Genomic DNA, 15049 nt, shown 5'->3' with positions numbered 1-15049 from the left:
TGCCTAAGGGAGAGCGTTCCGGGTGGGCGGGCTTCGCGCGGATGGCCACTCACCCGGATCTTCTTCCAAGGGCGACGCGCGCGGTTCAACTGAATATCGGAAGGTGTCGCCGGTCGCGAGTCCAACGGGGTCTGCGGGGATCCTGCGCGACAGCGGCACCGGGGAAAGCACCGCCTTCGACCGGGCCCACGGCCGGTACCGTCCATCCCATGGCCTCGGGATGTACGCTCGCCACGCCGGTACCGGACACGTCGGTCCGGTCGAAGGTGCCCCAACTTCCATGACGCGTACGAAAGCCCGGCCCCGGCCGGGCTTTTCGCGTTCTCGGGGGCCGGCTCGTCCGGGAAACCCCCAGGGACCCTCGCCGCCCGGACCCCGGCCCTCAGGCCGCCGCGAGCACCCGGTTGAGCAGTTCACCGAGCCTGCTGGCCCGTTGCGTCACGATCTCCAGGGCGCGCCCCTCCACGAAGGGTTCGAGCACACCCCCCACGGCGTCGTTGCTGATGAGGGACAGCCCCAGCACCTCGGCGCCCATCTCCACGGCGGCGATCGTCTCCAGCGCGATCGATCGGCCCACCACGTCCGCACCCGCCTGCCGCAGTACCTTCAACTCGGCCGGGGTCTGCAGCTGCGGCCCCGTGGTGGCCACGTAGACGCCCTCGGCCAGCGACGCGTCGACGTCATGGGTGATCTGGCGCAGCCGCGCGCTGTAGGCCTCGCTCAGGTCCACGAAATCGGGACCCGCCAGCGGGGACTGCGAGGTCAGGTTGACGTGGTCGCGCAGGATGACCGGTTGGCCGGTCTGGTAGTCGGTGCGCAGGGAACCCGCTGAGCCGGTCAGTGCGGCGATCGGTGCGCCCGCGGCGATCCCGGTCCGCACGGCGTGTGTGGCCACCATCGGGCCGTGCCCCTCGTAGACGTGCACGCGCCCCATGAAGACTGCGACGCGTTTCTCGCCCACCCACATGCTGCGGACCTTGCCGCTGTGTCCTTCCGCGGTGGGCGCGACGAAACCGGGCAGCTCGGTCGTGTCGAACTCGATATCGGGTGTGCCGAGGGTGTCCGCCGCGCCCGCCCAACCGGAGCCCAGTACCACCAGGGCGTCGAAGCTGTCGGCCCCGGCTCGGGTCAGCAACTCCTTCGCCGCGGAGTCCGCCAGCTTCTTGGCCTCGCCGGTCGTCTGGGGCGGCTGCTCTGATGCAATCACAAGTCGGATGCTACCGCTCTGTAATCAAATAGTTCCGGAACGCAACTCGGTGTGTCCAAAGGGCGGAATGTACGTGTCACCTTGGGTGACATCAGAGGCGTGCCCTCCGTGTTCTTCATCGCATTATCCGAGGTCATGCGCGGCTTCTGCAAGCGCCTGCACGTGCAACGGGTGTGCCCGTACCGGGGTGCCTGCGGATTTCCGTGGTTGACATGGCTGACAATGGAGGGAAGCGATAAAACCAGGTGGTGCCCTGCCATGCCCGAATATCGCCCCGGACCGGGAACGGGTGTGCGGCACTGCCCGCAGAGGGAGTGAAGCAGCGTGACGAAGGTCGTGATCATCGGTGGCGGGCCCGGGGGCTATGAGCCGGCGTTGGTCGCCGCGCAGCTCGGCGCGGACGTGACTGTGGTGGAGCGCGACGGTATCGGCGGCTCCTGCGTCCTGACCGACTGCGTTCCCTCCAAGAGCCTGATCGCCACGTCCACGCGCACCACGTACGTACGCGAGTCCGCCGACCTCGGCATCCACATCCCTGAGGCCGCCGAGGACCGGACGGCCGTCGAGGTCGACATCGACCAGGTCAACTCGCGGATCAAACGCCTCGCCCAGGCGCAGTCCGACGACACCCGCGCCCGCCTGATCAAGGAGGGTGTGGAGGTCGTCACCGGCGAGGCCCGTCTGGTCGACCCGCACATAGTCGCCGTCGGCGAACGCCGAATCCGCGCGGACGTCATCCTCATCGCCACCGGCGCCCACCCCCGTGAACTCCCCACGGCCGCGCCCGACGGCGAGCGCATCCTGACCTGGCGCCAGCTCTACGACCTGGAGGAACTCCCGGAGAAGCTGATCGTGGTCGGTTCCGGCGTCACCGGCGCCGAGTTCGCCAGCGCCTACCAGTCCCTGGGTTCGGACGTCACCCTCGTCTCCTCCCGCAAGCTGGTCATGCCCACGCAGGACTCCGACGCCGCCGAGGTGCTGCAGGACGTCTTCATGCGCCACGGCATGACCGTCCTCAGCCAGACCCGGGCCGAGTCGGTGGTGCGTACCGAGGACGGGGTCAGGGTCACGCTGTCGGACGGCCGCCAGGTCGAGGGCAGCCACTGCCTGATGACGGTCGGCATGATCCCCAACACCGAGGACCTGGGTCTGGAGGAGGCCGGGGTCCGGCTCGCGAAGGGCGGTTTCGTCGAGGTCGACCGCGTCTCGCGCACCACCGTCCCGGGTGTCTACGCCGCGGGTGACTGCACCGGCGTGAACATGCTGGCCTCCGTGGCTGCCATGCAGGGCCGCATCGCCATGTGGCACGCGCTCGGTGAGGCCGTGTCCCCGCTGCAGCTGTCCACCGTCGCCTCCACCGTGTTCACCCATCCCGAGCTGGCCGCCGTGGGTGCCAGCGAGGACGACGTGCGCAGCGGCCGCATCGACGGCCGGACGGTCACCCTGCCGCTGGGCACCAACCCGCGCGCCAAGATGAACGAGGTCAGGGACGGCTTCGTCAAGCTCATCTGCCGCCAGCACACGGGCATCGTCCTCGGCGGCGTCATCCTCGGCCCACGCGCCAGCGAACTCATCCTGGGCGTGTCCATCGCGGTCCAGCAGCGCCTGACCGTCGACGACATCGCGCACACCTTCTCGGTGTACCCGTCACTGTCCGGCAGCGTCACCGAGGCCGCACGCTCCCTCATGCTGGCCTCACCCGAGTAGTCGCACCCGCAGATACGCGGGGAAGACGTAAGGGCCCCGACGACGGGGCACACGAAAGGGCCCCGGGAACCAGCTCTGAACCAGTGCTGGATTCCCGGGGCCCTGCGTCTGCGGTGCGTGGACCGGCTCGACGGTGCGTGGCCCGGGGCCGACTAGAAGTCGAAGCCGCCGAAGTCCCCGAAGTCGCCTCCGCCGCCGAAGTCACCCCCGCCGTCGAAGTCGCCGCCGCCCATGTCGCCAGCGTCCTCGGCGCCGCCACCCATCATGCCGGCGCCCATCATGGACCCCATCATGGAGCCCATCATCATGCCGGTGAACATGCCCATCATCATGTTCATGCCGAAGTAGCCGCCAGCGTAGGGCGAGTACGCGGGACCGGCGTCGTAGTACGGGCGCCGCTCGCCGTCGACCTCGACCATGCGCACGTCCGGCTGGCCGCCGGTCCGCACGGCCTGGGCGCACACCGCGCACGCGGTGACCGAGCGGGGCGAACCGCCCGGCGGGGCCCAGGAGACGTCCTCGGTGGACGGACCGTGCTGCGGATTGAAGAAGCAGGGGCCGCGCCGCTCGGGCACCGGGTCGCCGTTCATCCGGGCCCGGGTGGCGGTCATGTAGTAGCGGCCGTCCTCCAGCGCGCCGGTCACCATCCTGATCTGCTCGGGCTCCTCGATGGTGTCCAGCAGGGCCTTGGCCTGGTCGTAGGAGTCCATGGCCCGCGAGTAGTCGTTGCGGGTCGCGTCGTCCACGGCGGACAGGTCGATCTCCAGGCGGGAGACGTCCTCGCCGAGCCGGACGACGTCCTCGGTTGCCATCTGCCGGATCTCGCTCATCTGCTTGGCCTTCTCGGCCTCGCGCTTCTTGCGTTGGTTGTAGACGTACCAGCCACCGGCACCGACGATCGCCACGAGGATCGCGAGCAGCACCAGACCGGAGCCGCCGCCACCTGCGGGGGCCTCGGACTCCTCGACCGCATCAGGTACCGCGACGAGGGTGTCGACGGCGTTGGCGCTGCCGTCCGTGTTCGTGGTTCCGGCGCTCTGGGCGGCCGACGCGATCGCGTCGGTGTTCTCCAGGTTCGGGGAGAGGACCTCGAAGGTCTGGCTGCCGGCGAAGACACCGTAGGCGCCGTCACCGACCTCGTCCATCACCGGGTCCATGACCATGTCCAGGCCGGCCTCGGAGCCCACGGCCCCGGACGGCAGGATCACGTAGTAGACGGGTGTGTCCGCACCGTCGGAGGCGGCTTCGAGCGCCCCTTCTTCGGCAGCACCGAACACGTCCTCATCGATAGACGGGTCAATGAAGACTCCGTCGTTCTCCAACTCCTCGACGATCTCCTGGGTGTCGGGTAGTTCGGCTTGCGTGTCTGTGTCGGCTGCGGCGGGCACCGCGGCGGCGGTCACCATCGCCGCCGCGATTCCGGCGGTCAGCACTGCGGGTGTTACCAAGCGGCGCAACATGTCGTTCCTCTCGCCTCCCTTAACCACAGGGACGAACAGGGGCCGTTCACAGTTCCCGAGGGGCGGGCACGTGTGTCCGTTGTCTCCCAAGGTCTGGGTAGGCCACCCTACTGGTCGGTTCGGTACGCCTAGGGCCCGCCGAAGGTGTTTCGGCGGGCCCGTGATGTGGCGTTATCGGAGGGTTAGCTTCTGGTCCCCGAACCAGCGGACTCCCGATCGCTGTCAGCGGCCCGGCCCGACCCCTCCTGGGGATCGGGGTCCCCCGTGGCGACGTCCTGTTCGGTGGCCGCATCCTCTGCGGAGGCGGTGTCGGGCTCGTCGAGCGGAACGAAGCCGGTGCCGCCGCGCGGGGCGTTGTACCGGGCCGTGTCGATGATGCCCTCGCGCTTGGCGACGATCGCCGGGACGAGCGCCTGGCCGGCGACGTTCACGGCGGTGCGGCCCATGTCCAGGATCGGGTCGACGGCCAGGAGCAGGCCCACGCCCTCCAGGGGCAGACCCAGCGTGGACAGGGTCAGGGTCAGCATGACGATGGCGCCGGTGGTGCCCGCGGTGGCGGCCGAGCCCAGGACGGAGACCGCGACGATCAGCAGGTAGTCGGTGATCGCCAGGTCGACGCCGAAGAACTGGGCGACGAAGATCGCCGAGATCGCGGGGTAGATCGCGGCGCAGCCGTCCATCTTGGTGGTCGCGCCGAACGGAACGGCGAAGGCCGAGTAGTGGCGCGGCACGCCCAGGTTCTGCTCGGTGACCCGCTGCGTGACGGGCAGCGTGCCCAGCGAGGAGCGGGAGACGAAGCCGAGCTGGACGGCGGGCCACACACCGCTGAAGTACTTGGCGGGGGAGAGCCCGTTGAGGCGGGCGACAACCGGGTAGACGACGAACAACACCAGCGCCAAGCCGATGTAGATCGTCAGGACGAACTGCCCGAGCGCGCCCATGGTGTCCCAGCCGTAGGCGTAGACGGCGTTGCCCAGCAGGCCGACGGTGCCGATCGGTGCCAGGCGGATGACCCACCAGAGGGCCTTGAGCACGACCTCCAGCGCGGAGGCGGCGAAGTTGATGAACGGCTCCGCGGGCTTGCCGACCTTCACCGCGGCGATGCCCAGCACCACGGCGATGACGATCAGCTGGAGCACGTTGAAGGACAGCGTGGTGCTGAGGTCGCCGTCGCCGTTCGCGGTGGTGGCCTCCAGCCCCAGGAAGTTGGCGGGGACCAGGCCTTCGACGAAGGCCAACCAGGAGGTCTCCCGGCCCACGTCCTCGGCGGTGGCCGGGTCGACACCGCTGTTGACGCCCGGGCGCATGGCCAGGCCCAGGGCGATGGCGATGGCCACCGACACCAGCGCGGTGACGGCGAACCAGAGCAGGGTCTGGCCGGCCAGCCGGGCGGCGTTGGAGACGTTGCGCAGATTGGCGATGGAGGAGATGACCGCCAAGACGATCAGCGGCGGCACGATCGTCTGCAGCAGCGAGACGAACGTCGAGCCGATGAGCTCCAAGGCGGTGGCGAGGCCGTTGGTGACCTCACCGGTCTCGGGGTCGGGCGGGCTGATCTGGAAGGCGACGAAACCCAGGATCAGGCCGACGAAGAGGGCCACGAACACCTGGGCGGCGAACGGAAAACGCAGCCTGCGCTTTCGAGCGGTGGTCTGCTCGGACACGGAAGGAGTCTCCAGAGGTGGGTGGCCGGGCGCACGCGTACGGCGTCGCGGATCGGCGCGGCGGGCCGCGGGTCCCGGCACAGGGGAAGCGGGCATCACCGAGAGAAGGTGACGAGGGAAGGGTGAGCGGCGCGCTGCCCGGCGTCGGCACGGGCGCGCAGTCTAGCTACACGCGTCGCTGTTGAAGCGGCACAGGTCGATGTGCCACCTTCGCGTCAGTCCCCAGATGTTCGTCACAGTCGAGAACAATAGCTCAGTTTCTTTACCGTTTCCATACAAAACCGGCACCCCTTCTTGGGCCCGCTCGTCAGAGCGCCCGACACGCTGGGACTTCCGCGTGATGGGCGCGATGAGGATCACTCTTGCGGGCAGGTCCCCGGAAGGGCGGGGGAGTCCCGGTTCGCTGATCGGGGAACACTCGCGGGTGTCCGGCGGAACGGGGTGGGACAATCCGTGGAAAGCACCGCTACGGGGTGACAGGGATAGCTACTGTCGGCGACGAGAACGACCCGGTGAACGGAGACGGCGCTATGCCTGTTCCCACGGTGTCCGATAACCGGGTCTCCGGTGACGTGGACCAGTGGTCGTTGAGCCAGCCGCCGCCTGACGGATACACCGCTGACGACCTCGACCGGTGCCCTTCGATATCGACATCAACCTGGCCGCCCTCGGTCGTTACTGAACACTTTGGGGCACCGCCGGCGGTCGGCGGTGCCCCAAGGTTAGGTGAGCTCGACGTTATGCGTCCTTGATGTCGCAGACCACCGCGCCGTTGGCCACGGTCTCTCCGGCGGCGACCTTCAGCCCGGTCACGGTTCCGCCCTTGTGGGCGCTCAGCGGCTGCTCCATCTTCATCGCCTCGATCACCACCACCGCGTCGCCCTCGGCGACCTGCTGCCCCTCGGCGGCCACGAGCTTGACCACGGTGCCCTGCATCGGGGAGACCAGGGAGTCCCCGCTGGTGGCGGCCGCGCCAGCACCCCCCTTGCGCGAAGAGCGCTTCTTCTTCGCGCCGCCGCTCCCGGCCCCGGCACCGGCGGCGGAAACACCCAGGGAGGCGGGCAGGACCACGTCGACGCGCTTGCCGCCGACCTCCACCGTCACGGTCTCGCGTTCGGTCTCCTCGGCGGTGCCCGCCTCACCGGACCAGGGCTCGATCCGGTTGTCGAACTCGCTCTCGATCCACCGCGTGTACACCCCGAAAGCCTGCACCGGATCGGCCGGGGCGAACGCGGGGTCGGTCACCACCGCCTGGTGGAAGGGGATCACCGTGGGCATACCGCCCACCGTGAACTCGGCCAGGGCCCGCTTGGAGCGAGCCAGTGCCTCGGCGCGGGTCCGACCGGTCACGATCAGCTTGGCGACCATGGAGTCGAAGGCCTGCGGCACGGTGAACCCGGCCTCGCAGCCGGTGTCCACCCGCACCCCCGGCCCGCCGGGAAGGACGAAGTCGGTGATGGTGCCCGGGGCGGGCATGAAGTTCCGGCCCGCGTCCTCGGCGTTGATCCGGAACTCGAAGGAGTGCCCTCGGATCTCGGGGTCGCCGTAGCCCAGCTCCTCGCCGTCGGCGATGCGCAGCATCTCCCGCACCAAGTCGATCCCCGTGACTTCCTCGGTCACCGGGTGCTCGACCTGCAGGCGGGTGTTGACCTCCAAGAAGGAGATGGTGCCGTCCACCCCGACCAGGAACTCACACGTGCCCGCGCCCACGTAGCCGGCCTCGGCCAGGATGGCCTTGGAGGAGGAGTACAGGCGCTCCACCTGGTCCGCGGACAGGAACGGGGCCGGGGCCTCCTCCACCAGCTTCTGGTGGCGCCGCTGGAGCGAGCAGTCGCGGGTGGAGACCACCACGACGTTGCCGTGGGAGTCGGCCAGGCACTGGGTCTCCACGTGCCGGGGCTTGTCCAGGTAGCGCTCTACGAAGCACTCGCCGCGACCGAACGCGGTCACGGCCTCGCGCACCGCGGACTCGTAGGCGTCGGTGACCTCCTCGAGGGAGTAGGCGACCTTGAGGCCGCGCCCGCCGCCGCCGAAGGCCGCCTTGATCGCGATCGGCAGCCCGTGCTCCTGGGCGAAGGCCACGACCTCCTCGGCCGACCCGACGGGGTCGGGGGTGCCGGCCACAAGCGGGGCGCCGACCTTCTGGGCGATGTGGCGGGCCTGAACCTTGTCGCCCAGCGCGTTGATCGCGGCCGGGGGCGGACCGATCCAGGTCAGTCCGGCGTCGGTGACCGCTTGGGCGAAGTCGGCGTTCTCGGCCAGGAACCCGTAGCCGGGGTGGACCGCGTCGGCACCGGAGCGGGCGGCGATGTCCAGGAGCTTGCCGATGTCCAGGTAGGAGTCGGCCGGTGTGGCGCCGCCGAGGCCGTGGGCCTCGTCGGCGATCTTGACGTGCAGGGCGTCCAGGTCGGATTCGGCGTAGACGGCGACGCTGGCGATACCGGCGTCGCGACAGGCGCGGGCGATGCGCACGGCGATCTCGCCGCGGTTGGCGATCAGAACTTTACGCACGGTGGAAAACCTCCAGCTGGGGCGCGGAGCGGATCACGCGCCGACCGCTCAACGAAGAGTCTAGAAAACGGGAGAGCACGGAGGGGTCACCTCGTGCTCAGGCGCCAGGCACCGGGGCCGGGACGCAGGGGAGCGCGCAGGCCGCGTGAACGGTCCCGCCAGCCGGAGGTGTTCCGCCGCGGCTCAGGCGCCTCGGCGGCGGCACGGGCGGCCGCCGCACGGGCGCTGAGCACGGCGGTGAGCACCGCGAGCTCCTCCTCAGTGGGCTCGCCGCGGACCACGACCAGGTGCGGTGGGTTCGTCGGCGCGGTCACAGCGGGATGTTCCCGTGCTTCTTGGGCGGCAGCTGCTTGCGCTTGTTGCGCAGTGCCTTCAGCGCCTTGGTCACCTGGACCCTGGTCTCGGAGGGCATGATCACCCCGTCCACGTAGCCGCGCTCGGCCGCCGAGTAGGGGTTCAGCAGGGTGTCCTCGTACTCGCGGACGAGGCGGGCGCGCTCGGCCTCGACGTCGTCGGCCTTGGCGAGGGTCCGCCGGTGCAGGACGTTGACCGCGCCCTGCGCCCCCATGACCGCGATCTGCGCGGTGGGCCAGGCCAGGTTGATGTCGGCGCCGAGGTGCTTGGAACCCATCACGTCGTAGGCACCGCCGAAGGCCTTGCGGGTGATCACGGTGATCAGGGGCACCGTGGCCTCGGCGTACGCGTACAGGAGCTTGGCGCCCCTGCGGATGATGCCGTCCCACTCCTGGTCGGTTCCGGGAAGGAAACCGGGCACGTCCACGAAGGTCAGCACGGGGATGTTGAAGGCGTCGCAGGTGCGCACGAACCGCGCTGCCTTCTCGGAGGCGTCGATGTCCAGGCAACCGGCCAGGCTCATCGGCTGGTTGGCGACGACTCCCACGGACTGGCCGGACACCCGGCCGTAACCCACCACCATGTTGGTGGCGTACTGGGAGTGCACCTCGAGGAAGTCACCGTCGTCGAGGACCGAACCGATGACCGTCTTCATGTCGTAGGGCTGGTTGGCGGAGTCCGGGATGAAGGTGTCGAGGGCCAGGTCGGCGTCGGTGGTCTCCTCACCCGGTTCCTCCTCGGGGGCCAGGTGCGGGGCCTCCTCGAGGTTGTTGTCGGGCAGGTGCGACAGCAGGGACTGGACGTACTCGATCGCGTCCTGCTCGTCGGCGCCCTGGTAGTGGGCCACCCCCGACTTGGTGGCATGCGTGTTGGCGCCGCCCAGCTCCTCCATGGAGACGTCCTCACCGGTGACCGTCTTGATGACGTCGGGCCCGGTGATGAACATCTGCGAGGTCTCGTCGACCATCACGATGAAGTCGGTGAGGGCGGGGGAATAGACGTGCCCGCCGGCGGTGGCACCCATGATCAGGGAGATCTGCGGGATCACCCCCGAGGCGTGGGTGTTGCGCTTGAAGATCTCCGCGTACAGGCCGAGCGCGACCACACCCTCCTGGATGCGTGCGCCGGCGCCCTCGTTGATGCCCACGACGGGGCACCCGTTCTGGAGGGCGTGGTCGAGGACCTTACAGATCTTCTCACCGTAGACCTCGCCGAGTGACCCACCGAAGACGGTGAAGTCCTGGCTGAACACGGCGATGGGGCGGCCGTCGACGGTTCCGTGGCCGGTCACGACGCCGTCCCCGTAGGGACGGGTGGCTTCCAACCCGAAGCTGGTCGAGCGGTGCCGGGCCAGCGAGTCGAACTCGACGAACGAGCCCGGATCGAGCAGCGCGTCGATCCTCTCGCGGGCGGTCATCTTGCCTTTGGCGTGCTGTTTCTCCACAGCTCGCGCGGACCCGGCGTGGACGGCTTCGTACCTGCGTCGCTGCAGATCGGCGAGCTTTCCCGCGGTCGTGTGGATGTCGATCTCAGACGAGGACAGCGGTTCAGGGGCTTCTGTGGCCATAACTGGTCAGGTTAGCTTCGAGGGTCTTGGAGCCCGGCACTTGGCCCTCGGTTACCGGTCGGCGCGTGTCGCCCGCCAGGGGGCCGGGCCTCGGGGGCGCCGGGGTGCAAAAGGCACTCCGAGTATCCGGAAAAGCGTGAGCCGCTGTGAATTCGACCCGATCCGGAACAATTGTTAACGCTGCGGCAAAGACGATCGAATCCAACCCCGAGTACGCGTCGCCGGAGGTGAACTCGGTAGGGTCGACCCCATGACAGCGGTAAGCGCAGAAAGAGACAGTGCCCGGCAGGAAGTTCCTGAACAGCTCCGGAATGACGTCAAACTGCTCGGCGAGATGCTCGGAACGGTCCTCGCCGAAAGCGGCGGCGAGGGTCTGCTCGCCGATGTCGAGAAACTCCGCCACGCGGTGATCGGGGCCCGGGGCGGCTCGGTCACCACCGACGAGATCACCGGGCTCGTCGGCGCCTGGCCCCTGGAACGCGCCAAGCAGGTGGCCCGCGCCTTCACGGTCTACTTTCACCTCGCCAACCTGGCCGAGGAGCACCAGCGCATGCGCGCCCTCCGCGAGCGCGACGACGCGGCGAACCCGTCCAGCGAGTCCCTCGCCGCCGCGGTGCGCGCCGTCCGCGAGACCGGCGGCGGGGAGGAGCGCCTCCGCGAACTGGTCGAGGGCATGGAGTTCCACCCGGTGCTCACCGCCCACCCGACCGAGGCACGGCGGCGCGCCGTGTCCACCTCGATCCTGCGGATCAGCTCCCAGCTCGACGCCTGGCACTCCGCGCACGAGGGCAGCAGTGCGGCGGCCGAGGCGCACCGGCGCCTCATCGAGGAGATCGACCTGCTCTGGCGCACCTCGCAGCTGCGCTACACCAAGCTGGACCCGCTCGACGAGGTCCGCACCGCACTCGCCGCCTTCGACGAGACGATCTTCGACACCATCCCGAAGGTCTACCGGACGCTCGACGCCGCCATCGACCCTGAGGGAACCGGCACCCGCGCTCCGAGCGCCAAGCCCTTCGTCCGCTACGGCAGCTGGATCGGCGGCGACCGCGACGGCAACCCCTTCGTCACCCACGAGGTGACCCGCGAGGCGGTGACCATCCAGTCCGAGCACGTGCTCCGCGGCCTGGAGGCCGCCTGCGGACGGCTCGCACGCAACCTCACCACCTACTCCAACCTCACCCCGGCCGGCTCCGCGCTGCTGGACACCATCTCCGAGGCCAAGGCCGGACACCCCGCGCTGATGGGCGAGATCACCAAGCGGTCACCCAACGAGCCGCACCGCCAGCTCCTGCTGCTGGCCGCCGCCCGGCTCCGCGCGACCCGTGAGCGCGACGCCGACCTCGCCTACCCCGCCGCCGAGGACTTCCTCGCCGACCTGAGGCTCGTCCAGGGGTCGCTGGCCGCGGCCGGGGCCAACCGCCAGGCCTACGGCGAACTCCAGCACCTGGTCTGGCAGGCCGAGACCTTCGGCTTCCACCTGGCCGAGCTGGAGATCCGCCAGCACAGCGAGGTCCACGCCGCCGCGCTCGCCGAACTGGAGGCCGGCGGTGCGCGCTCGGAGCGCACCGAGGAGGTCCTCAACACCCTGCGCACCGTTTCCTGGATCCAAGAGCGCTTCGGGGTGGAGGCCTGCCGCCGCTACATCGTCAGCTTCACCCGTTCGGCCGACGACATCGAGGCCGTGTACAAGCTGGCCACGTACGCCCTGCCGCCCAAGCGGGTGCCCGTCCTGGACGTCATCCCGCTCTTCGAGACCGGCGCCGACTTGGAGGCCTCACCCCGGGTGCTGGCCGGGATGCTCGACCTGCCCCCGGTCCGCCAGCGCCTGGCCGACAACGACCGCCGCGTGGAGGTCATGCTCGGCTACAGCGACTCAGCCAAGGACGTGGGGCCGGTGAGCGCCACCCTGCGCCTGTACGACGCCCAGGCCCGGCTGTCCCAGTGGGCCGGCGAGAACGACGTGCGGCTCACGCTCTTCCACGGCCGCGGCGGTTCCCTGGGGCGGGGCGGCGGCCCGGCCAGCCGGGCCCTGCTGGCCCAGGCCCCGGGCTCGGTCGGCGGCCGCTTCAAGGTCACCGAGCAGGGCGAGGTCATCTTCGCCCGCTACGGCCAGTCCGCGATCGCGCAGCGCCACATCGAGCAGGTCGGCCATGCCGTCCTGATGGCCTCCACCGACACCGTCCAAGAGCGCGAACGCACCGCGGCCGAGCGCTACCGGCCCTACGCCGACACCGTCGCCGCCGCGGCCCAGGAGGCCTACCTCGGCCTCATCAACACCGAGGGCTTCGCCGGATGGTTCTCGCAGGTCAGCCCGTTGGAGGAACTCGGAGAGCTCCGTCTGGGCTCCCGCCCGTCCCGCAGGAGTGCCGCCAAGGGCCTCGGCGACCTCCGGGCGATCCCGTGGGTGTTCGCTTGGACGCAGACCCGCGTGAACCTGCCCGGCTGGTTCGGGCTCGGCACCGGCCTGGCCGCGGTCGGCGACCTGCCCACCCTGCAGGCCGCCTACCGCGAGTGGCCGCTCTTCGCGTCGCTGCTGGACAACGCGGAGATGAGCCTGGCCAAAACCGACCGCACCATCGCCGAGCGCTACCTGGCCCTCGGTGACCGCCCTGAGCTCACCGAGACGGTCCTGCGGGAGTACGACCTGACCCGGGACCTGGTTCTGAAGGTGACCGGGCACAGCCGCCTGCTGGAGAACCGCGCTATCCTGTCGCGCGCCGTGGACCTGCGCAACCCGTACGTGGACGCGCTGAGCCACCTCCAGCTCCGCGCGCTGGAGGCCCTGCGCGGCGAGGAGTCGGAGGCCCTGTCCGAGCAGGACCAGCAGCACCTGGAGCGCCTGCTCCTGCTGGCCGTCAACGGGGTGGCCGCCGGCCTGCAGAACACCGGCTGACCCGCCCGTGCCGCATCACCCGGGCCCCGCACCTGTGCCATGGTGCGGGGCCCGCCGTGGTCCTCGGCTACACCGGGAACTCACTCGTGTCGAGAGTCAGATCGAACGGCTCGGGCAGGTGGACCTCGTCACCGAACGGCACTTTGTGGGTGCGCGTGTACCGACCCCTTTCCGGAGCCGAGAACAGGGTGACTTCGCCCTTGTCGCTGTCCGGATCCCAGCGGTCCACCAACAGGTACAGGGGAACGCCAGCGTGCGCATAACCCCGAAGCTTCGGTTTGCGATCATTGCGCGCTGTGCTCTTGGAGGTCACTTCGACGAGGAGAAGCGCGTCATCGGCCGGGTGGTCGGAACTCCGCATCATGATGGAACCGGGCAGGACCACCAGATCCGGGATGTACAGGCTGCTGCGCAGCGGCACCCGGACGTCGATGTTCTGGTGTACCTCGGCCTCGCTGACAGCGCTGCCGTCACGCAGCGTCTCCTTGATGATCCACTTGTTGATCAAGGCGATGATGCGTGCGTGCTCGTCCTTGGGGGGAGTCATGATGCTGATCGCGCCTTCGATGATCTCGGCCCGCCAACCTTCGGGCAGGTCCAGCTCTTCCCAAGCGCGCAACACGACTTCCCAGTAGGACGGCATACCGATGTCGGTTTCCGATCCCGCCTCCGCGATAGTCATAGGCCGCGTCACCTCCGGTAGCTGAAAGTAGCGGTGCACGATCACCGATGTGGTGGTTTTAGCGTAACCGGTGCCCTGAGCGTCCACACGGGTTTCCACAGCGGTTTTCCGGGCTGCTGTAATGGACCCATGACCAGCGAACCCTTCTCCGAAATCCCTCCTCTGGGCCGGGCCGCGATCGAGGCCGCCGCCGTGCGGCCGGGCGGGCTCTGGCGGAGCGTGGAAGTGGTGCCCGAGGCCGGGTCCACCAACACCGACCTGGTCGCCCGGTCCAAGGACGGGGCGCCTGAGGGGACCGTGCTGGCCACCGAGCACCAGACCGCGGGCAAGGGAAGGCTGGGGCGCGGGTTCACCACGCCGGCACGGGTCGCCCTGACCTTCTCCGTGCTGCTGCGGCCCGCGGTGCCGATCACCCGTCTCGGGTGGCTGTCCGCGCTCATGGGGGTGTCCGCCGTAGCCGCCGTGCACGGGGTGACCGGGCTCAAGGCGACGCTGAAGTGGCCCAACGACGTGCTCGTCCCCTCAGAGCGGGGGGACGGCAAGCTCGCCGGGATCCTCGCCGAGGCCGACTTCACCGACGCCGAGCGGCCAGGCATCGTGGTGGGGATGGGGCTCAACGTCTCTCAGGAGCGCGCGGACCTCCCCGTGGAGTCCGCGACCTCCCTACGCGCCGAGGGCGCGCCCGGCGTCGACCGGGACGCCCTGCTCAGCGCCGTCCTCACCGGGTTCGAGGAGCGCTACACCGCCTGGACCCGAGCGGACGGCGACGCCGAGGCCAGCGGTCTGGCTTCCGAGTACCGGGACACGTGCGTCACGATCGGGCGCCGCGTCCGCGTACACCTGCCCGACGACCGGGTACTTGAGGGCACCGCGACCGGCGTCGACGCCGAGGCGCGGCTGGTGGTGGCCGGCCCGGAGGGGGACCGGCCGCTCAGCGCCGGCGACGTCGTGCACGTCCGCCCCGGGGACTGAGTCCGGGGCCGAGCCAGCACGCGTCGGCC

At 69.7% G+C, this 15049-nt stretch carries 10 protein-coding genes; 3 read left to right on the top strand and 7 right to left on the bottom strand.

Annotation, left to right across the window (positions count from 1 at the left end):
• Positions 1-382 precede the first annotated feature (382 nt).
• Positions 383-1207: a purine-nucleoside phosphorylase gene (locus ACYVDG_RS02605; RefSeq protein WP_460746537.1), complete on the bottom strand. Its 825-nt coding sequence runs from the start codon at positions 1205-1207 to the stop codon at positions 383-385.
• 324 nt (positions 1208-1531) lie between these two features.
• Here ACYVDG_RS02605 and ACYVDG_RS02600 point away from each other — a divergent pair, with 324 nt between their 5' ends.
• Positions 1532-2914: an NAD(P)H-quinone dehydrogenase gene (locus ACYVDG_RS02600; RefSeq protein WP_460746535.1), complete on the top strand. Its 1383-nt coding sequence runs from the start codon at positions 1532-1534 to the stop codon at positions 2912-2914.
• A 152-nt stretch (positions 2915-3066) separates the two neighbouring features.
• On the opposite strand, the gene ACYVDG_RS02595 is transcribed toward ACYVDG_RS02600, so the two are convergent.
• The 5 genes from ACYVDG_RS02595 to ACYVDG_RS02575 form a co-directional block, all read right to left on the bottom strand.
• Complete coding sequence (locus ACYVDG_RS02595; protein WP_460746654.1) at positions 3067-4347, bottom strand: chemotaxis protein CheA; 1281 nt, start codon at positions 4345-4347, stop codon at positions 3067-3069.
• 209 nt (positions 4348-4556) lie between these two features.
• Positions 4557-6038, bottom strand: coding sequence for a dicarboxylate/amino acid:cation symporter (locus tag ACYVDG_RS02590; RefSeq protein WP_460746531.1), 1482 nt, complete (start codon positions 6036-6038; stop codon positions 4557-4559).
• Positions 6039-6776: 738 nt separating this feature from the next.
• Positions 6777-8549, bottom strand: a complete 1773-nt coding sequence (locus ACYVDG_RS02585) for an acetyl/propionyl/methylcrotonyl-CoA carboxylase subunit alpha (RefSeq protein ID WP_460746527.1) — start codon at positions 8547-8549, stop codon at positions 6777-6779.
• 86 nt (positions 8550-8635) lie between these two features.
• Entirely contained in the window at positions 8636-8863 is a 228-nt protein-coding gene (locus ACYVDG_RS02580) for an acyl-CoA carboxylase subunit epsilon (protein ID WP_460746526.1), read from the bottom strand.
• Entirely contained in the window at positions 8860-10470 is a 1611-nt protein-coding gene (locus tag ACYVDG_RS02575) for an acyl-CoA carboxylase subunit beta (RefSeq protein WP_460746525.1), read from the bottom strand. The genes ACYVDG_RS02580 and ACYVDG_RS02575 overlap by 4 nt, the downstream gene beginning before the upstream one ends.
• Positions 10471-10804: 334 nt before the next feature.
• On the opposite strand from ACYVDG_RS02575, the gene ACYVDG_RS02570 reads away from it, so the two are divergent.
• Positions 10805-13366, top strand: coding sequence for a phosphoenolpyruvate carboxylase (locus ACYVDG_RS02570; protein WP_460746653.1), 2562 nt, complete (start codon positions 10805-10807; stop codon positions 13364-13366).
• A 67-nt stretch (positions 13367-13433) separates the two neighbouring features.
• On the opposite strand, the gene ACYVDG_RS02565 is transcribed toward ACYVDG_RS02570, so the two are convergent.
• The gene (locus ACYVDG_RS02565) at positions 13434-14135 is read right to left on the bottom strand and encodes a Uma2 family endonuclease (protein WP_460746524.1); all 702 of its coding nucleotides are present in this window, start codon (positions 14133-14135) and stop codon (positions 13434-13436) included.
• Between the two features lie 42 nt (positions 14136-14177).
• Here ACYVDG_RS02565 and ACYVDG_RS02560 point away from each other — a divergent pair, with 42 nt between their 5' ends.
• Entirely contained in the window at positions 14178-15020 is an 843-nt protein-coding gene (locus ACYVDG_RS02560; RefSeq protein WP_460746523.1) for a biotin--[acetyl-CoA-carboxylase] ligase, read from the top strand.
• Positions 15021-15049 lie beyond the last annotated feature (29 nt).

This window comes from Nocardiopsis oceani (assembly GCF_054777395.1).
This window is presented reverse-complemented; position numbering and strand designations above follow the sequence as displayed.

What these genes read in the sequence shown, in the direction of transcription:
- ACYVDG_RS02570 (WP_460746653.1), top strand. Translation starts at nt 10,805, where the DNA reads ATGCTCGGAACGGTCCTCGCCGAAAGCGGCGGCGAGGGTCTGCTCGCC.
- ACYVDG_RS02575 (WP_460746525.1), bottom strand. Translation starts at nt 10,470, where the DNA reads ATGGCCACAGAAGCCCCTGAACCGCTGTCCTCGTCTGAGATCGACATC.
- ACYVDG_RS02560 (WP_460746523.1), top strand. Translation starts at nt 14,178, where the DNA reads ATGACCAGCGAACCCTTCTCCGAAATCCCTCCTCTGGGCCGGGCCGCG.